This is a genomic window from Shewanella sp. ZOR0012 (assembly GCF_000798835.1).
Lineage (GTDB): Bacteria > Pseudomonadota > Gammaproteobacteria > Enterobacterales > Shewanellaceae > Shewanella > Shewanella xiamenensis.
The window spans coordinates 3,709,423-3,729,706 of sequence record NZ_JTLE01000094.1 but is presented as its reverse complement, the minus strand read 5'-3'; the positions used below and the strand labels follow the sequence as shown (position 1 = coordinate 3,729,706).

At 46.0% G+C, this 20,284-nt stretch carries 12 protein-coding genes; 4 read left to right on the top strand and 8 right to left on the bottom strand.

Translation table 11 applies throughout. The annotated features are described in order from the left end of the window. The coding region (locus tag L976_RS17970; protein WP_047540688.1) for a methyl-accepting chemotaxis protein at positions 1 to 722 on the bottom strand (722 nt) is incomplete at its 3' end. A 431-nt stretch (positions 723 to 1,153) separates the two neighbouring features. On the opposite strand from L976_RS17970, the gene L976_RS17965 reads away from it, so the two are divergent. Then, positions 1,154 to 3,865, top strand: coding sequence for a bifunctional acetate--CoA ligase family protein/GNAT family N-acetyltransferase (locus L976_RS17965; protein WP_037429109.1), 2,712 nt, complete (start codon positions 1,154 to 1,156; stop codon positions 3,863 to 3,865). Between the two features lie 351 nt (positions 3,866 to 4,216). Here the strand turns inward: L976_RS17965 and L976_RS17960 are convergent, their stop codons facing one another. Further along, entirely contained in the window at positions 4,217 to 5,248 is a 1,032-nt protein-coding gene (locus L976_RS17960; RefSeq protein ID WP_037429111.1) for an isoaspartyl peptidase/L-asparaginase family protein, read from the bottom strand. Between the two features lie 120 nt (positions 5,249 to 5,368). On the opposite strand from L976_RS17960, the gene L976_RS17955 reads away from it, so the two are divergent. Together L976_RS17955 and tamB are read left to right on the top strand one after the other, a co-directional pair. Beyond that, positions 5,369 to 7,225 (top strand): autotransporter assembly complex protein TamA, encoded by a 1,857-nt coding sequence (locus L976_RS17955; RefSeq protein ID WP_037417987.1) that lies wholly within the window; start codon positions 5,369 to 5,371, stop codon positions 7,223 to 7,225. After that, entirely contained in the window at positions 7,222 to 11,406 is a 4,185-nt protein-coding gene (tamB, locus tag L976_RS17950; protein ID WP_047538956.1) for an autotransporter assembly complex protein TamB, read from the top strand. The genes L976_RS17955 and tamB overlap by 4 nt, the downstream gene beginning before the upstream one ends. A gap of 195 nt (positions 11,407 to 11,601) precedes the next feature. On the opposite strand, the gene rplY is transcribed toward tamB, so the two are convergent. Beyond that, a complete protein-coding gene (rplY, locus tag L976_RS17945; protein ID WP_037417983.1) occupies positions 11,602 to 11,889 on the bottom strand; it encodes a 50S ribosomal protein L25 in 288 nt (95 codons plus the stop codon). A gap of 312 nt (positions 11,890 to 12,201) precedes the next feature. On the opposite strand from rplY, the gene L976_RS17940 reads away from it, so the two are divergent. Further along, positions 12,202 to 12,645 (top strand): hypothetical protein, encoded by a 444-nt coding sequence (locus L976_RS17940; protein ID WP_037417982.1) that lies wholly within the window; start codon positions 12,202 to 12,204, stop codon positions 12,643 to 12,645. Here the strand turns inward: L976_RS17940 and L976_RS17935 are convergent. The 5 genes from L976_RS17935 to L976_RS17915 all read right to left on the bottom strand — a co-directional run. Then, positions 12,596 to 13,144 carry a DUF882 domain-containing protein gene (locus tag L976_RS17935; RefSeq protein ID WP_047540686.1) on the bottom strand — a complete coding sequence of 183 codons (549 nt, stop codon included), beginning with the start codon at positions 13,142 to 13,144 and terminating at the stop codon, positions 12,596 to 12,598. The genes L976_RS17940 and L976_RS17935 overlap by 50 nt on opposite strands. A 123-nt stretch (positions 13,145 to 13,267) precedes the next feature. After that, the gene (locus tag L976_RS17930; protein WP_052184020.1) at positions 13,268 to 14,758 is read right to left on the bottom strand and encodes a L,D-transpeptidase family protein; all 1,491 of its coding nucleotides are present in this window, start codon (positions 14,756 to 14,758) and stop codon (positions 13,268 to 13,270) included. Positions 14,759 to 15,089: 331 nt separating this feature from the next. Then, positions 15,090 to 17,273, bottom strand: a complete 2,184-nt coding sequence (gene mdoH, locus L976_RS17925; RefSeq protein WP_037417976.1) for a glucans biosynthesis glucosyltransferase MdoH — start codon at positions 17,271 to 17,273, stop codon at positions 15,090 to 15,092. Positions 17,274 to 17,296: 23 nt separating this feature from the next. Then, on the bottom strand, positions 17,297 to 18,931 hold the full coding sequence (locus L976_RS17920) for a glucan biosynthesis protein G (protein WP_037417971.1): 1,635 nt from the start codon (positions 18,929 to 18,931) through the stop codon (positions 17,297 to 17,299). 410 nt (positions 18,932 to 19,341) lie between these two features. After that, positions 19,342 to 20,284: ATP-binding protein (locus tag L976_RS17915; RefSeq protein WP_081990970.1), on the bottom strand; the 943-nt coding region annotated here is incomplete at its 5' end.

The window sequence follows — 20,284 nt, the reverse complement described above, 5'->3', positions numbered from 1 at the left end:
GATCTCAGTTGTTTTTGAATACTTTCACTAAATCCAGAACTGCGGTTAGACAATGCACGCACTTCATCCGCCACGACCGCAAAGCCTCTACCCGCTTCCCCCGCACGCGCCGCCTCAATCGCGGCATTTAAAGCGAGTAAGTTTGTTTGAGAAGATATTTGATCGATATCCTGTAAGGCCTTCATCGCCTGCGGCATGGATTCGTAAATAAGATTAACTTTCTCAAGCAATTCCATTGTTGAGGCAGACATTTCTATGGTGGATTGAATAAAGCGTTCTAACGTTTGCGACGTTTTATTCGCAAATTGTTTCATCTGCTCGGAGTGAAATATCTCAGCATCATCAGTACTTTTTACTAGATCAGAGATAAATCCCGTTTGCTCAGTCATCAGCCGGCCTAAGCCATCAAAAGAATCTCCGAGTAAATTAACCGCATCTTCCTGAACCCGAAGGACATTATGGATATTATTTTCACATTCACTAACAGTCGCAATCGCCTCTTGGTATAAGCGTTGGTGCGTTTGCCAACCAAGAGCGACGCCATCCCGTTGTTCTACTTGAGATATGCTAGACACCACCGAAGATTGCTGCTGACGGTAAAATTGCCAACATAACATCACGGCAACCGCCAACACCGGACTGAGGAGCCAAAGGGTAATAGACCCCACCAAGTAACCTATTGCTATTGCAAAGACTGCGATGATGCCATCCATGTATCTCATAAACACTTCACAATAATTTATCCGTGTGTAAAAAGTAGTTTGAGATTCAGGGGTTTTCAAACAAATACGGAAAAATTTTACTTTGTTGAGGGCGTGTTGACATTTCTTGATTAGATTATCTTCGCTCTGGCAAGCTTATACTCTCGTAACACGTCGACTCAGATGACGAGAGGCAAGGAGTAGACGTTTGCCATCTGCTGCCTTGTAGCATTTGGCAACCAAAATCTCCGCAAAGCCCACAGGTTTTCGCTTCTGTAGTCAGAGATCTCGCTGTTACTAAAAATGTTTCATTAAAGATAAAAATATGATGTTTACCGCATTTAACTTAATGATTTACTAATAAACTTACCGCGCAATACCTGAATCAAAACTGTGCAGCCCCACGTGCGTAGGTTACACTGGCAGCGTCTTCGTCTGGGATGGGATCATTTATGAGTCAACGTACACTACATTCCTTATTTAAACCCACATCCGTTGCCATCATTGGCGCCTCTAATAGCGAGAAACGAGCAGGTAATGTGCTAATGAAAAACCTGCTATCCAGCGGGTTTTCTGGGCCCATCATGCCCGTTACGCCCAAATATCGCGCGGTTATGGGCGTGCTTGCCTATCCCAACATTGAAGCCTTACCGATAAAACCCGACCTCGCGGTGATTTGTACTCGTGCTAGCCGTGTACCCGCGATTGTCGAAACTCTCGCGCAATTTGGCTGTAAAGTGGCAATTATTATGGCTTCTGGGATGGCGCAGGAAGTCAACGATGATGGTGTAAGCTTACTCGACCTAGCTATGCAACATGCCAAACGTTATGGCATGCGAATCCTTGGTCCTAATAGTTTAGGGATGCTTTTACCGCCCTTAGGACTCAATGCTAGCCTTGCCCATGCGAGTGCCTTACCCGGCAAAATTGCGTTTGTATCCCAATCAGCGGCAATATGCACCACAGTGCTCGATTGGGCAAATAACAAAGGGATTGGCTTTTCGTCTTTTATTTCTCTTGGCGATGCCACTGATATTAACTTCGATGAACTGCTCGATTATCTCGGCCGCGATAGCCGTACCAGTGCCATTATGCTGTATATCGACTCAGTTAATGAGAAGCGCCATTTTCTCTCTGCTGCCCGAGCAGCCTCGCGTAATAAACCGATTTTAGTGATTAAATCGGGCCGCAGCGCCGAAGGCGTACGGGCCGCGAAACAACATACGGGCGGTATCGGTGGTAATGATGCTGTGTATGAAGCCGCCTTTAGGCGCGCGGGGATGCTGAGGGTAAATGATTTAATAGAACTTTTTGCGGCGGTTGAAAGCCTTGCCCACTCCAATCCACTGCAGGGAGAGCGATTAGGTATTATCAGTAATGGTGGCGGGCCCGCGGTATTAGCTGTCGATGAACTGATCCTACGCGGCGGGAAATTAGCAGAATTATCCCCAGAAACGCTTGCTAAGCTTGATGCAGTTCTACCCTCGACGTGGTCGAAACAAAATCCGGTGGATATTATCGGTGATGCGAATGCTAGCCGCTATGCCAATGCGCTCTCCATCCTAATGGATAGTGAGGAATTAGATGCCATTTTAGTATTGCATTCGCCCTCAGCCCTTGGTGAAAGTGTCGAGATTGCCGATGCGTTAATTAAAGTTATCCACGCGCATCCGAAGAAAAACCGTTTAAATATCCTCACCAACTGGAGCGGTGAAGACTCGGCCTATCAAGCCCGCAAACGCTTTACCAAGGGCGGCATCTCCACCTATCGCACCCCCGAAGGGGCAGTAGGCGCCTTTATGCATATGGTGGAATATCGTCGCAATCAAAAACTGCTACAGGAAGTGCCGCAGTCGATCCCCGACAATATTCCGACCGATAGCCAAACGGCGCGAAAATTGCTGCAAGCGGCGCAGGCCAAGGGTAAAGCGGTACTCGAAACCCATGAAGCCAGCCCGATTTTGCGCGCCTATGGCCTCAATACTATCGACACTTGGTTTGTCAAAGATGCTGATGAGGCCGTCGCTATAGCCAATGAGGCAGGTTACCCCCTTGCGCTCAAGGTGCAATCACCGAATATTTTGCATAAATCCGATGTTCACGGGGTGATGCTTAATCTCACCTCGGAGGAAGACATTCGCCATGCCGCGAATGCCATTACCCAGCGGGTACATCAGGCCAATCCGGACGCCATTATCGAAGGCATGATAGTACAAAAGATGGCACTGACTGCGGGCGCGCAGGAAATCCGTGTCGCCGTGATAAGCGATCCCGTCTTTGGCCCAGCCATCTGTTTAGGTGAAGGCGGCTCAGAATGGGATCCGACTCAGGATGCGGCGGTTGCTTTGCCTCCGCTCAATATGGCGCTGGCCCGTTATATGGTCATCCAAGCCCTAAAAACCCATAAGTTAAAAGATCGGCATTTGCCGCTGGGGCTTGATATGAACGCCCTATGCGTAATGCTGACGCAAATATCCCACATAATTATCGACTGTCCAGAGATTGCGGCGCTGGATCTCAACCCTGTACTGGCGGCGGGGGAAAACATTACCCTGCTCGATGTGAATATCCGTCTACACGATGCCAATACGGATAATCCCTCTCGACTTGCCATCATGCCCTATCCCAAAGAGTTAGAAGAATTTGCCGAGCTAAAAAATGGCCTCAGAGTGATGCTTCGCCCCATTCTTCCCGAGGATGAGCCTAAACATTTGGCCTTTGATAACTCCCTCTCCGATGAGGACAGATATAAACGCTATTTTGGCGTACGCTCGAAAATGACCCACGAGGAAATGGCGGTATTGACTCAAATCGATTATGCCCGCGAAATGGCCTTTATCGCTACGGCCAAAGGGCCGGACGGTGATGACATTACCTTAGGCGCGGTAAGGGCCTCCATCGACCCCGATAATACCGAGGCAGAATTTGCTATGGCGGTACGGGGGGATCATCAAGGCATTGGGCTAGGTAAACTGCTGCTTGAAAAATTGATTAAATACTATCAAGCCAATGACACCCCTGTGCTTACAGGCTTTACCATGTTTGAAAACCGCAATATGGCAAGTCTTGCTAAAAGCCTAGGCTTTAAGGTGACCTTCGATATGGAAGAACATCTAATCAAAATGCATATGGACCTCAAAAGTAACAGCCCTGTCAATTCATGATATATCTAGGGTATGTTGACGTTTTAGGGTTGTTTTTGCAGCAATTTGGCGGGCGTTTATGCAAGGCAAAGTCCGTGTAGTTATTCTACATAAATGGACGATAATGCGGCAGAAACGCCCGCCAAATGCTGCCCCAAGGGTGCGTCAGGCAAGCCCTTGCTCTTACTTCCTGCCATAAGAGCCGCTCGTCATTTGAGTAGAATAACGACACAGCATTCCTCGTTTCGCGAGCACGTGCAGCCGGAACGAGCAACATTTAATCTTGAAACGTCAACACGCCCTAATGTCTTACAAATAATAAGTGCCGCTTATGCGGCACTTATTATTTGTGATGATCGCAGGTGACTCACATTATTGGTCCTGCCAAATCATTACCTGTGCGGGTTCACCATTGGTGCGGGTTGCACGGTACATCCCCTCGGTATTAAAGGGGGTAGCAACATTGCCTCGATGATCAACCGCAATCACCCCACCAGAACCGCCCGCCGTGATAAGACGTTGATTAATCACTTCATCCGCCGCTTGAATAATGGATTTTTGCTGGTATTTCACCTTAGCGCAGATATCGCCCGCCACTTGGTAGCGAATAAAAAACTCACCGTGACCCGTTGCAGATACAGCACAAACACCGTTTTCCGCATAAGTGCCCGCACCAATCACTGGCGAATCCCCGATCCGGCCAAAGCGCTTAGCCGTCATGCCGCCGGTGGATGTCCCCGCCGCTAAGTTACCGTTTTTGTCTAAAGCGACTGCGCCAACGGTGCCAAATTTATAATCGAGATCTTTCATCTCAATACCTGCAATTTGCTCGGACTTTTCAGCCGCCTGCAATTTTTGTCTGGCATCGAGTAATTGCTGATAACGGGCATCGCTATCAAAATGGCTGTTAGGTACCAGCGTAAAACCTTGAGTCAAGGCAAACTCCTCAGCGCCAGCGCCCGAGAGCATCACATGCTCGGACTTATTCATCACCGCTATAGCTAAATCGATAGGATTAGCAATATGGCGTACACCTGCCACAGCACCAGCATTCATGGTTTTACCATCCATGATAGAGGCATCTAACTCATGACCACCATCATAGGTGTAAACCGAACCGACGCCGGCGTTAAACAATGGGCTGTTTTCCAATACATTGATGGCTGTTTGTACGGCAAGTATGCTATCGCCGCCCTGTTCTAATATTTTTGAGCCCTTATCAACGGCTTCTTTTAGTTTATCTTTATAGGCTTGTCGCAGTTCAGGCGTGAGATTAGCTTTAGAAATCGTGCCTGCGCCACCGTGGATCGCAATGGCAAAAGGTTTTTCATTTGCTTGGGTATTTTGTGACATAAAAAGTGCACTCGAGAGAATTAAACTAAAGGTGGCTAATTTTATTTTCATTATTTACATCCCCTTAAACAGTAACGTCCTTTGTAACCATTTCAATGACTAATTTCAATCATCTCCTTGCCTGTTAACGCTATTCTGGCGACAATGAAGTCACATCACAGGGACTATAAAGTGCAGCGATTCTTGCAAATTACCTCATTATCTTTTCGTCTTCATTTGCTACTGAGTCTAAGTTTAGTGGCATCAGCGACTATGGCCGCTGATAACTTTTTAACGCTTTCAGTCAATGGGGTCGACGAAGCCCTGAAGCGTAATATTCTCGCCCACTTAGGTGCAATGCCTGACTCCGAAGTGCAGCGCCGAGCCTTCTTATTTAATGTGGAAGACAATGTTACCACCGCCCTAGAGTCTATGGGGTATTACCATGGAGAGTTGGAGGAACATTTAGTCGAGAAAGAGAAAGGTCCTTGGGAACTCAAGCTTACGGTCAATGCAGGTGAACCGGTTAAAATTCAATGGGTCGATATTAATTTTTCAGGCGAAATGCTTGACGACCGAGCCTTCGACAAATGGCTTGCTGAGGTGAATATTAAGCCCGGTGATACGCTCAACCACGGCATATATTCGGATGTCAAATCTCAACTGGTGACGCTCGCCCTCGCGCGAGGCTATTTCGATGGCGAATTTACAGAATCACAGATTAACATCAACCGCGATTTAAACACAGCCCAAATCAGCCTGCATTTTAACTCTGGCGCACGTTACCATTTTGGCCAAGTCAGTTTTGAAGGTCACACCTTAGAGCCGGATATTCTCACCAAACTTATCCCCTTTAAGGAAGATGCGGCCTATTCGACTCGCAGAGTCAGCGCCCTTAACCGTCAATTGCTGGATACGGGTTATTTTTCCAATATTAAAGTGATCCCACAGCTCGATCAGGCAAAAGATAATCAACTGCCCGTCAAGGTAGAGTTGACCGATAAAGCCAGCCATTCCATCGAATTAGGCTTAGGTGGTGATATCGGCCAAAGCGCAGATAAGACCTTCGATCCTAGGGTGCGTGTTACTTGGCGAACCCCACAGATCAATAAATACGGCCATTCCCAAGAAACCAGTTTGGAGTGGTCGCCAGACAGACCCAAATTTTTGACCACTTATACCATTCCACTGACTCATCCTTTGGACGACCAACTGAAGATCCGTTTAGGCTTACTGCGGGATAAATATGGGGTTACACAAGTTTACGAGCCTGAAAATCGTGATTTTCGCAACACAGGGCAGCTAGAAGCGACCAAGTATTTACTCGGTCTACTAAGACAGCAACGGCTGGAAAATCAATGGCTCATGAGCTATTCCCTCGATGCCATTCGTGAAGAATATACTCAGTCAGATATCGACTACAGCCCGAGTTTTTACCTAGCGGGGATTAACTTTTCTAAAACTACCCGTGGCGATAACACCCTCGATCCCAAATCCGGTTTTAGGCAAATATACAGCCTAGATTATGCCGATCCTTATCTAGGCTCAGAAACACGCCTTGCCCGCTTGCAGGCAAAATTTAAGTGGATTGACACCTTTTTTGATAACCACAGAATCGTGGCGCGTATGGATCTCGCCGCTAACCTTGCCAATGAAAATGAGTTAGCCTTGATCCCACCATCACTGCGTTACTTTGCAGGTGGTGACCAAACCATTCGCGGCTATGGCTACCAAGAGTTAGGCCCTTATCTGGACTATATCGATGCCGATGGCAAGGTCAATCGGGAGGTTATCGGTGGTCGTTACTTAATGGTTGGTAGTTTGGAATATCAATATTACGTTACACCAACATGGCGAGTTGCAACCTTTGTCGATGCGGGTAACGCTTTTGATAACAATCAGTTTGAGCCCGTTATCGCCGTAGGCGGTGGTATCCATTGGATATCCCCCATTGGCCCAATTAAGTTGGATTTAGGGGTAGGTTTGAAAGAAACAGACACTATCGACCGCTCATGGCGTATTCACTTAACCATGGGGACAGAATTATGAGTCAGCCCCCAATTCATGAGCCCAATACATCCGCTCAACATGAAAATCAAACGCATGAGCCACAAACTGTGGAACAAAACCCAACTTGTGTTCCGCCTAAAACCCTAAAGCTGCGCCTATGGCAAATATTTAAACTCTGTACGCGCATTATTGTTTACGTCCCCTTAACTTTCTTGGTGATGATGGCATTACTGCTGGGGACTGAAATTGGCTCACGGGTCAGTGTCGGCTTAGCCGATAAATTTGTGCCCGATCTGGCGCTCACCTACACCTCTGGCTCCTTAAATAAGGATCTCACCTTAGCCCACACCAGTTGGTCAATGGAAGGGATTAACGTTGAGCTCAAGAATTTACATTTGGCGTGGCAACCCACTTGTTTGCTACAAAAACAACTGTGTGTGAATGCTTTAACGGCGAGCCAAATCGATGTCAATATCGATACCGAGGCCTTAAGCTCAGGTTCCACTGAAGCCGACGTTACCCCCGAAAATGATGAGCCGAGTGAACTGGTTCTGCCCTTTGGGATAAAGCTCGACAGCGCTGAACTGAACAACATCAATATTGCGGTCGATAAGATGCGCTTTTCGGCCAATCATATTCAGACCGCCGCTACTTGGTTTGCCGAAGGACTGACAGTCGAGCAGCTTAGCAGTGAAGGCTTGGCTGTGTTAATTCCTACCGAAGACAGCCCTGTTCTAGACACACAGGCCACAGATCCTCAAGGCGCAAGTATTCAAGTCACAGATACTCAAATCACAGGCACACAAGTCACTGACACCAAGGCAGCCGAGACAGCTGCAACTGCAGCGGCGATAGCAAGTGCTAAAGCTTCAGCGGATAAGCCCATTGCTTATAAGGGATCTACGGCGCAAACGCCAGCGAATACTCAGGCTGAAAAGCAAATTGATAAAAACGCCGATAAGCAAACATCGACAGAGGAATGGGCACTTGCCCATTTACCGCAGGTGTTTATGCCTTTTCCGGTGGATGTAAAACAACTTAGCTTAGACAACAGCCGTTTGCAGATTGGGCCACGCGAAGATCTGTTTAGCCATATTGAGCTTCAGGGGCAATTTGCCAAGTATCAGTTAACCCTTGATAAACTGCAACTTGGCCACAGTTATGGAGATCTTTCTGTGGTGGGCCAACTCGCCCTCGAACAGGACTATCCGCTCGCACTTGAGGTTAAGGCCAATGTGACTCAGGTTGCCGAGTTGCCGGAGCTGACACATCAGCAATTAAGCCTCACGCTCAGCCAAAGTGTCGGACAACTCGGTATTCAAGCCCTTGCAAAAGGAGATGTCGATTTTAGTCTCAATGGGCAATTGACCCTGAAAGATCCCACGCTTCCCTACAAGGTCAAACTGGAGAAAGCCCGCGCGCAATGGCCGCTGCACAATTCAGAATATATTGTCAGCGATCTTAACCTCGACAGCCAAGGCTCCCTTAATCAACAAGCCGCGACGCTCAAAGGAAATGTCACCACACCTTTTCATAAAGTGTTAGCCATTAGCGGTGAACTCCATCATCAAGATGCGAAACTCGATATTAAGCAGTTTAATGCTAAGGGCGAGCTAGGTTCGATCGATGTGACCGGTGAACTAGATTACGCTAAGGCGATCAATTGGAAAGCCAAGGTATTGCTCGATAACCTGAAATTACAAGAAATCTCCCTGCCAGAAATGGCGCAGACGTCAGAATCAACGCCAAATAAAGACACGAAAACACCGAGCACAAATACCGATAAGGCGATGCCTGCCACTGCAAGCAGCAGCCTGCCAAACAGTTTAATCTCTGGACAATTACAGACCACGGGACGTTTGTTAGATAAACAGTGGCAAGTTGCTCTAACGGACACTCAACTGTCGGGCTCCTTGCAGGGATATCCATTTGATATCACCGCCGATGTCAGTATCAACGATAAACTGTATATCAGCGCCAAAGGGGTCAATGCCAAGGTACTGGGTTCCACCTTAACTTTAGCGGGAGAAACCAACAAAACCTGGAACATTGAGGGTAAGCTGCAAGTCCCCGATTTTGGTTTATGGCTGCCCCAAGCCAGCGGCCAATTGCAGGCCGATATCAATGTCACTGGGGATGAAAAACATCCACAGCTAGAGTTAACCGCGCAACTGGTCGATCTGGTGCACCAAAATATTAAGCTGAGGGAATCCACGCTCAAAGCCTACTATAAGCCTTTGGATGCACACGAATTTGCCCTATCGCTCAAGTCTAAGGCGCTACAACTCGGTTCACAGAATCTAGATACCGTCACCCTTGGCAGTAAAGGCGATATTCAAAACCAAAAACTGACACTAAGTGCCACTGGGGATTTGGGGCTCGAGCTTGGCGTGACCAGTCAATACGATATGAAAAAATCTCGACTACAAGCTCAAGTGAATAAAATTAACTTGGCAACCCCTGTTGGTCGCTGGGAAATAGATAAAGATATCCTTGTTGCATGGGATCAAAATACAACCAAAGGCAATGTCAGCCCCTTCTGTCTAGTCAACCCTAACAGTAAGATTTGTTTAGATAATCAAATCTCGCTAGGTAAAAAAGGCGAGGTGCAACTAAGTTATGCTGGTAATCTTGGTAAACTTTTAGCCCCAGTATTACCAAGCAATATGGATTGGGATGGTCGCTCTTCGCTATTGGCAAACTTTGCTTGGACCGCAGGGCGAAAACCCACGGCGAATATCGATTTTAACTTCGATCCCGGTAGCATCAAACTCAAGCGCGCCAAAAATCGCGAAGTCACCATTAAATATCAGCAACTTGCTTTAAAAGCTAACTTAGATGCCAAACGACTAATGTCGTCTATCAACTTTGAGTCACAGGACGTGGCAAGCTGGCAAAGTGAACTCACTGTTAACGTGACGCCTGACCGCGCGTTGTCGGGTTATGCCAATATCAAACAAATTAACCTTCAACCTCTTGGCGAATTTTTCCCACAGCTCAATACCCTAGAAGGCTTACTGACTAGCAAATTAAACTTTGCTGGTACCCTAGATGCCCCCGAAGTATCGGGTAATGTTTCGCTCACTCAAGGAGCTCTTGCACTGACAGCGAACCCTACCCTTATCAATAAAATTGATCTGTCGATGGATCTTGGCGGTCAGCAGGCATCCCTTAAAGGTCGCTGGATGATGGGCAATGGTTTAGGCCGAATTACGGGACAAATGCGTTGGCCTCAAGGGTTGTTTAGCGGAGAACTTGCCGTCAAAGGCGATAAACTGGCGGTGATCCAACCACCACTCGCACTCTTAGATGTATCGCCCGATCTCACGATTGCCTTTAGCAGCCAACAACTTGAAGTCAAAGGCGTAGTCGATGTTCCCTCGGGTAATATTAAGATAGTGCAACTGGCTGAGGGTGGTGTAGCCTTGTCAGAGGATGTCGTTTTCAATGACTCAATTGCCGCCGCGCAACCTAAAGCCAGCCCCTATGCCATTGTGGCCGACCTGAATATTAACGTTGGCAACGATCTTAAAATCGATGGTATGGGCCTCAAAGGTAAGCTACAGGGAACCTTAAAACTTCAGCAACAGGCGTTTCGCCCACCCCTGTTATTTGGAGATATTAAGGTCAAACAAGGCAACTATAAGTTTATGGGGCAAACGCTGAAAATCCGTACGGGTGAAGTGCAATTTGTGGGCCCACCTTCTGTCCCTAATTTAAATATTGAAGCAATTCGGGAAATAAAGAGCGAAGATTTGGTCGCGGGAGTGCGCGTCACTGGTACTCCCACTCGGCCGGTGGTCACCCTTTTCTCTAATCCGGCCAAGGAACAAGCCGAAATTCTGTCTTATATTATTAAAGGCAGCGGGTTCAACAGTACCAATAATGAGCAGAACAACTCCTTGATGATGGGAGCGGCGCTGGGACTCAGTGCTCAGGTTGGTGGCGGTGGCGCTATTAATAATATTGGAAATACAGCAGCGGGCATTATCGAAGAATTTGGTTTCTCTAACGTGCAACTCGATACTAATGATGAGGGCCGCGTTGCCATCAGTGGTTTTATCGGTGATAACCTTATGGTCAAATACGGTGTTGGCGTATTCAATCCTGGATATGAGATGACTGTCAGATATTACCTGTTATCCCAACTCTATCTTGAAACCGTATCCGGTACTTTAGGGCAATCCCTTGATATCTATTACAATTTTAATATCAAGTAGTGTTTGGCTAGCACACAGACACAATAGTGAGCTACATGCCGATGATGATATTGACGCTGTGCACAGGCAAAATGATTAAACACCAGCAATTGTTTGATGGTTAAAGTCACTTAACTTGCAAGCATCAGAGTTTGATGAGTGAAAAGCAGCCACAAAAAAAGCGCCATATAGGCGCTTTTTGCTTCAATTACGCAATTAAGCGTAAACGAAGTCAACGTGTTCAATGATTGGCTTGAACGCGTGGCGTTGCATAGCTTGTGCACGAACGCCTACTTCTTTGCCATCTAATACGATAGTCACTACAGAAGTATAGAAGTCAGCGTTAGCTTGAATGTTGATGATATCTTTGTGATCAAAAACAATAGAAACTGGCTCTTTGCCTGCGCCATAAATAACGGCAGGAACTTTACCTGCATGACGTAGGCGGCGGCTCGAACCTTTCCCTATTTCAGTGCGGGTTTGTGCTGGGATAGTGTAAGACATGTGTTTCTCACTTAAATTTAGAGTAAAAAATATCACCATTCTCGACCAATGGTGACTCATATAAAGCGCGCGCATACTAACACAGTTACTCAGCAGGTACAAGAACAGCCAGACTCTGAATGCAATGGGGTAATAATGGGATATCGTTATCAATTAACAAGAGTATTTATTGAATTGGGAAACTTGTTCTAGCGCTGTTACATAGGCGAAACACCTTTGATCTGAATCGAAAAACACGCGATCTTGATCACACTTAAGCCATTCGATGCCTGTTAAGCTCGAGCAAATTTTGCCACTTCAGCCTTGTAAAACATGTGTCACGAGCTGTATTTATTGCAACAAGAAAATCGACTCTCCTGCCAATTAGCCCGTGAACTGGTCTCACTCATTAAAACTGTCCCCTATCAGCAGACCACGATAGAGTTAAAATTGCTGGAACTGCTCGCCTGCACACAACAAAAAAACCGCAGTTTACTCATGCTAATGCAGATCTGTGAATCACCGGCAGTTGAGAGCCAAAGACTAAGACAATTTAAGTTTTCACAAAGTCTGAATAAGCAGGTTAGTGATTGGCAGCAACACCGTGAGATGAATAAACTGGGACAAGTTTTTTTGCCGCTACTCGAGTATTACTTACAGGACATCCAAACGCTAGAGCTGCAATTTTATCAGCAGCTCTCATTAAACACTGAGCAAAAGATACAAACTACCAATGCCGCACAGGACCGCAGTCAACGTGCACAAAACCAGACTTAGGATAATAGCCTACGCCTCCTAGCTTAAGTGATAAAGCCGCATCTCTGATTGTCTTTAGTTTGACCCCAGGGATCGCAATATCCATTGCCATCCCTTGCATATGATAACTTTTTTTAGCTACACCACCACTTTTACCTGCCAACATCGCATTGGTTTTTGGTGAGCGGTAACCAGAAATCACATGGATTTCATTATCAGTATTTAACGTCGTCTTAAGTGTATAAAGCAGATCAAATAAGCGTTTATCCATCGGTGCTGTTACATTTTGACGGTGATCTCGCAGCAAGTGGCTAAAATCGGCCAACACTTCACTCTGATAATGGCCATCGACCCAATAGCTACCATTGTTATATTCACCCGTATGGCGATTATACAGGCTAAGCTCACGCACACCTTTGGTTGAACGGCTTGCTATCGCTTTGGAAGGAATTAAGGAACACAATGCCACACCACTGAGGCCTAACAACAACTGCCTACGGGCAGGACAAAGTAAGGTCACATCATCACCTTCTGTTCGTTTTTTGGACACTGAGAACGCAAATTATCGTGAATTGCCATCCAGATCAAGTCTTGATCGACATGCAAACAATCAGATTAAAAAATCCTTCAAAAGTTCAATCAATTAGAGCATGTTAAAAATCGTTGCCGAAACCACATAACTCAGCTCACTCTCCTGCTGGTAAATGTCATTCCGATATTGCACTTCCCCAGCGTCATCAAGCCATACCGTCCAATAGACAATAAATATGGGCAACTTATCAGACAAGGAAAACCATTGGGATTGGGTGATATCTGAACTTAATTTATCCCAAAGACGCTGATCATTGACTAAATGGTTCTTAAACCAGCGTGCTAATTCTTCAACCTTCTCGACCCGAATACAGCCCGATGATAAAGCTCTGTTAGCCTTTTTAAAGAGACTTGGCTCAGAAGTTCCATGCAAATACACACTAAAACTATTGTCGAAATGAAATTTATAGCGGCCTAAGGCATTTTTGGGGCCTGGCCGTTGCACCAACTGATAAGGAAAATGCGATGAAGCGAGTACTTGCCATTGTTCTGCAGAATGCTCGGCGCGCTTACCATCATAATCGTAAGCATCAAATTCTCGTTCAGTAAGATAATGCCCATCATGGCGAATATGCGGCAGGATATCACGTTGAATAATCGTGCGTGGCACTCGCCATTCAGGGTTCATCACAACACTGGAAATTTGACTTTTTAATAAAGGCGTTGGCCGCGATGCTTTACCGACAATCACTTTAGACTGTAAAGTCACCTTCCCTGCTTCAACTAACTGGAGCTCAAATGCTGGAATATTAACCAGTAGGTAGCGTGCTGGTAACTGTGGTGTCAATATCCACTGTCTCAGCATATTTTTCGCCAGTAACTTAGCCCGAGTATGGGGCGATTGGTTAAGCCAGAAAAGAGTTTGTTTCCCTATCACGCCGTCGGCCTGTAAGCCGTGTTGCTGCTGGAATTTCTTAATGGCTATCACTAGTTCATCGCGATAAATCATCCCATTACTCACCTCTTCAGCAGATTCGATAGTGAGTTCATTTGGCAGAAAGCCTAATACAAAAAGTCGCTTCGCAATTGGCAAAATCAAAGGACTTTGCTGCCCGGGATTTAGTTTTTCTTCCTGTGTTAACGTATCCCATGAAGTCATGTTCTCTAACTTCATGAGCTGTTTAAGCGTAAAGAGCACGGCTCGGTAATGAGTGTCCTGTTGAGTAAATACCTTACTGATACAAGGTTCAACACATTCCGCTTGCTGATCGAGGTAATACCAATAGCGTTCAAGTTGTTGGTGCATCTTAAGCAGTTCGGCTTGTTCATCAGTACTCAAGGGCCGATGTTGCCATTGGCTGAGTTTTTGATAATTAGCTCGAAATACCGGACTGACATCGGCAAGATCAAGCAACAATGTCTGATCGAGTAGTTGTGTAATAGAAATGTCTAGCTCTGTAGAACCATGTGTTAGTTCGGTAGACTCAGCGGCTTGTGGTGCACTCGAAACGAATGTAAACACCATCAACAGCGCTTTTAAATACCATTGAAATGTGCAACACCCCAAGCGATAACATCGCGCAAAACGAGTCACAGACACCATAGACATCTCCCTTTGACAACAGTAACTTAGGTAGGTTAAGAGATGGATAAATGCAATCAATACAGCAAAAAATAAAATGCCTAATCTCAAACTGCACTTTGGCGCTGAAAACAAGGCAAATGTAGGCGCAAAAAAACGAGCCTATAGCAAGTCAATTCAATCCGTAAGTCGTGCAACGAATTGTTTGCGATACATTTATTATCCAGAGCGAGATTAGTATTAAGATCACTATAGCTGAAGCTGTTCGTAAAATGCAGCTCACTATCGACCTAAAACAAAAATGCCACTGATCATCAGTGGCATTTTTACTATTTAGCGTAATAGAAAGTAATTAACAGAAGGAGACCAGATCCTCTGGCACAAACTGTTCTGGTAGTTTTTGCAAACTCCGCAGCATTAGCGGATTAGCCAGCACTAAAGCCATTTCCTGGCGATTAAAGAGTGCTAAGGCACTTTGCTGACACTGTGCTTCATGTACTTTGACGTGCACAATGGCTTCAACTGGTTCAATCGGCGTTCCGGCGGCACGTAGTGGCTGTTTATCAACCATGGCTAAGTGAAGCTCCATCAGCGCAGGGTCTTTCAGCAATTGCGCTAATGTCCAAGGCTGTTCAATATGCGCTTGGTAAGCCGCACGCGCTTCTTGTGCCCTAATACAAATAGGCGCAGGACTGCGTTCTTCTGGAGTGGCGAGGATCCCAATACGTTTGAAAAACTCCCCAATTTTAATCGAACCGGTCCAAGCCGAAATGGGCACCGCTAACCACAAACCAATCAAGGCGGGGCTCATCCACGCGAGCAATGTTAAGGAGTCCAAAATCGCGGCATACCCCAACATCACACCTGCAAGCATATGCCAACGGTGGCGATAAATCAGGGTTAACCAAGGCATGCTACCATCGTCACGGCGCTGTGGAGACCAACCACTATCACGTCCCATCAGAATCGACATTACCGCACCGCAGTGGATGAACATCATGATTGGCGCGATCAATGCTGAGAGAATGACTTCAAATAACACACTGAGCATCGCTTTAATGCGCCCGCCTACGCTGCGGGCAAATTTGCCATCTTTTAACAGCAACAACACGCCAAAGATCTTCGGTCCAAATAACACCACCATAGTGATATAGAACAGTCTCAATGCCCTATCCGAGTCCATGATTGGCCACGTTGGGAATAATGAGAACTGATCGGTGAAGTACTCTGGACGAATAAAGTGGGCCTGCAAAGCGAGCATCAACCCCGTTAAAATCAATAACAACCAAAATGGCGAAGATAAATACGCCATAATACCCGTCATTAAGTGCAGGCGACTAACCCAATGCAACCCTTTAGTTGGCAGAATACGTGAGTGCTGCAAGTTACCCTGACACCAACGACGATCGCGTACCGCTAAGTCAACAATTGATGGAGGGCATTCCTCGTAGGAACCGGGTAAATCATATGCAATGACCACACTCCATCCGGCACGGCGGATCAATGCAGCTTCAACAAAGTCATGGCTTAGGATATGACCACCAAAAGGTGGCTTTCCCTTAAGATTAGGTAAACCCGCTGCGCCCATAAAGGCTTCAGTCCGGATAATAGCGTTATGGCCCCAGAAGTTACCTTCTTTTTGCACCCACCAACCAAGACCAGTACCGATCACAGGACCATAAATGCGTGCAGCAAACTGCTGCAAACGCGCCATTAAGGTGGTGCCATTGATCAGTGATGGAATCGTTTGAATAAGACCCGCATCAGGATCAGCCTGCATCCGCTGCGCTAACCCCGTGATAGTGGATGACTCCATCAAACTGTCAGCGTCCAGGACCAGCAAGTGATCATAACGCGAGCCCCAACGACGGCAAAAGTCCGCTACGTTACCCGCTTTACGTGCGACGTTTTTACGGCGGCGACGATAATAAACACGAGAATGTTTATGGGTTTCTTGGCGAAGAACTAAAAACGCTTGTTCTTCTAACAGCGCAATTTCAGGATCGGTAGTATCACTTAAGATAAACCAATCAAACGCATGCCCATGACCAGTTTGCGATAATGCTTCAGCCATCACAGATACCGCTGAAAATACCCGGTCAGGAGATTCATTATAAGTAGGCATTAAAATCGCAGTGCGCGTGTGCAGCTCAGTTTGTGCAAGCTCGTTTGGTTTAGGCTTTTTCAACAGGAGGAAAAAGCCAGCAATACCACTACAAAACGCCAGTGCAATCCAGCAGAAGTTAATCGCAAATAACGCCAACATCAAATATTCGAGGGGAGTAATCCCTCCAATACTGAAAACTGCGCCCATTTCATAGATAGCAAAGGCCGATAGTAATAAGGCACCACCAACAACAAACACCCGACGGGAAACCCGTGAACGGACTCCATTTGCCACAGTGCTACGGCGTGGAAATCCTTCAGGCATTTGGGTTAAACTTTGGGGCTCCATAGCGCCTGGCCTTTCATTAGGCATAGCGCTACCACCCACGAGTACTTCAGTCTCAAGTACCGAATTCTCGGATACAGTCATATTATGTTGCTCCGTCATGGACCTTAAAGCGTCCAGCGATAGAGCCAGGTTTCAACCTGACGCGGTGTAGAGAACTTGAGTTCAGCACGCAATTCGATAAGGTCTTTATCTTCGGGCTCTAACTCAAACGCGAGGCGATAACCATTGTTTGCCGCATTACGCGCGATGACAACATTTGAAATTACTCCACCAGAAGATTCAACCTTCGCGAGTGGTAACTCATCAGGCATAGCGCCATTTAGATGATAATCAACGACAAACAAACGTCTAGGGGTCGCTTTAGCAATGTCAGCACGACCACTTGCAGTACGACTTACCACGACAGAATTGGTTTTCGCAACTGGTTCATCGCCCCAGCTCATGCGATAAGCGAAGTGATATTCGCTACCAGCAGGAATAGGCTGACGCGGCTTCCAGAAGCTCACAATATTATCATGAATTTCTGATTCTGTTGGAATTTCTGTCAGAACAACCGCACCTTGTCCCCAGTTGCCCACAGGCTCAATCCATAAACTTGGACGACGCTCATACTGGGCTTCAAGATCCTGATAAGAGGCATAGTTACGTTCACGCTGTATAAGACCAAAGCCTTGTGGTGAGTTATCAGAAAACGCACTCACCTGCAATTGACGTGGATTTGCCAATGGACGCCATAGGTGCTCACCGCGGCCGTTGAACATCAATAAACCGTCTGAATCATGGACTTCAGGTCTAAAGTCATCGGTATCGTGGCGACCGTTTAATGAATGCAGGAACATGCTGGTGCTAGGTGCTAGTCCAACTTTATTTAATTCGACACGAGGGAATAAGGTCGCTTCAACGTCGATTTGGGTGTTATCACCTGGACGTACCGAGAATCGGTATGCACCTGCAACACTCGGGCTATCGAGCAACGCATGTACCACGATCAGATTACTGTCGTAGGATGGACGTTCAACCCAAAAAGCGCGGAAAATCGGAAACTCTTCACCTTCTGGATCAGCAGTTTTTAATGCTAAACCACGGGCAGATAAACCATAAGAGTTACCTTTACCTAAGGCGCGGAAATAACTCGCGCCTTGGAACACCATCAGCTCGTCAAAAATGCCATTAGTGTTTAATTGGTTATGGATACGAAACCCTGAGTAGCCGATATCATCATTAGGTAATGCTTGAGAGATAACCTCACCCGCAGTGAAATACTTAGGCTCATAAGCTAAGTGGGTCGCTTGGTTTGCTTCAACGATGGCAATTTCAATTAAATCTTGAAAATAAAACCCGCGGTGGAACATTTGCATTTGAAACGGTAAACCTTGATCGCGCCAAATTGACGATACTGGGTTAAAACGAATATCGCGGTATTCATCATAGGTTAACTTAGCAAGACCAGCAGGCAGTGGATCTTTTAACACGACATAGGGCTTAGAGGCCAATTTACGCGCCAATTTCACCACAGTTTCACCATCAAAGGTGCCTGTTTTGGTGAATCTTACTTGCGTTTTGTTTGCAGGCTGAGCAGTTGCCTTGGGTGGACTCACCACGGGCGTGGTAGGTTTATTCTCAACAGGCTTGGTCTCATCAGCAAATGCAGTGCCCGAAAAGGCGAACGCCGCGCTAAGCGCCAGTGAGCAAATGAGTGAAGAAGGTTTAAACGATTGGCAACGCAACAAGCTAACCATAGGATAGGTAACCTAAAAATAAACTAAGAAATCAACGTTTTTTATATGTACAGTGACATTTTTTTATTGCGGTTTGAGCGAAAAAAAACACCGACTGTTACACATCGCGAAAGATATCAGAAGGAGTAAAAAACTCATAAATAAAGATGCAGTTAACTCCCTTTGCACAATACTATTTAGCAATATACTTATACTTTTAAAGAATATCAAATTCGAATTAACATACCAAATTGATCTTTAAAAGTTACAAAGGCTAATAAAGTGCTGCCAAGTTCGCAGAATGAACATAAAATCAGTTAGTTTTACAAACTGGCCACCGACAATAATCTTAGGTGATAGTCGCTAATATGCGAGCCTAAGCATACAAAAAGTGATTCAGAGAGAGACTTCATTGACTTACACTCTTAACACTATCGAGGCAAAAATAGGCTGACGACTAAACCTGTCTCTTCACGGGGAGTGATGGTTAGTTGGCCTTGGTGTAAGCCAATAATATGCTGACAAATGGATAATCCCAATCCCGCACCTATACCTTCATTTTCATTGACACGGTAAAAACGCTCGGTGGCATTCGCAATTTGCTCACTTGTCATCCCTTGACCACGGTCGGCGATCTTTATTTCAACGCCTGTGGTGGTTTGCGCTGCACTAATGCTAATTTCAGATTCTACTGGGCTGTATTTACAAGCATTTTCGATAATATTCTTTAAAACCACCAGCATATAAAAACGGTCACACATAATGGATAATCCGGCATCCACGTCAATATTCCACTCATATTCAGTGATCAGGGGCATCAGTTGGTTGAGCGCATCCTCCACCATAGACAACAAGGTATGGGATTGCACATTCAACTCAGCAATCGAATCGACACGAGCGAGCAACAATAATTGTTCTACTGTATGGCTCATGTGCTTAACACCAGCATCAATCGCGGCAAGGTGGATATGCTGAGCAGGTTCATCTGCGACTAATCCCTCTAACCCCTGTTGATGTAACTTAATCACAGATAATGGCGTTTTTAACTCATGGGCGGCATCGGCACTGAAGCGGCGCTCTCTAGCAATGAAGTGTGCAATACTGCTGATATACTGATTGAGTGCCCGTCGAACTGGCACTAATTCCTTAGGCAATGACATAGCTAACGGAGTGAGATCGTTAGGTGAGCGTGCCATTAATTCCCGTTCAAGGGTTTTTAGCGGCCGAAATAGAATATAAAACAGTAAACTGACGATAAACAGGGTTAACGGTACCACAATTAATGGCACTATTACTGCGTTATGCATAATTTGCGAAACCAACTCTTGGCGCACTTCATCCTGCTGAGCCGTGATAATCCACACTTTATATTTA

Bases quoted from the DNA above. Each gene is read 5' to 3' on its own strand.
- mdoH (WP_037417976.1), bottom strand. From the start codon at position 17,273: ATGACTGTATCCGAGAATTCGGTACTTGAGACTGAAGTACTCGTGGGT.
- rplY (WP_037417983.1), bottom strand. From the start codon at position 11,889: ATGTCTTACACTATCCCAGCACAAACCCGCACTGAAATAGGGAAAGGT.
- L976_RS17920 (WP_037417971.1), bottom strand. From the start codon at position 18,931: ATGGTTAGCTTGTTGCGTTGCCAATCGTTTAAACCTTCTTCACTCATT.
- L976_RS17940 (WP_037417982.1), top strand. From the start codon at position 12,202: ATGTGTCACGAGCTGTATTTATTGCAACAAGAAAATCGACTCTCCTGC.
- tamB (WP_047538956.1), top strand. From the start codon at position 7,222: ATGAGTCAGCCCCCAATTCATGAGCCCAATACATCCGCTCAACATGAA.
- L976_RS17965 (WP_037429109.1), top strand. From the start codon at position 1,154: ATGAGTCAACGTACACTACATTCCTTATTTAAACCCACATCCGTTGCC.
- L976_RS17930 (WP_052184020.1), bottom strand. From the start codon at position 14,758: ATGGTGTCTGTGACTCGTTTTGCGCGATGTTATCGCTTGGGGTGTTGC.
- L976_RS17960 (WP_037429111.1), bottom strand. From the start codon at position 5,248: ATGAAAATAAAATTAGCCACCTTTAGTTTAATTCTCTCGAGTGCACTT.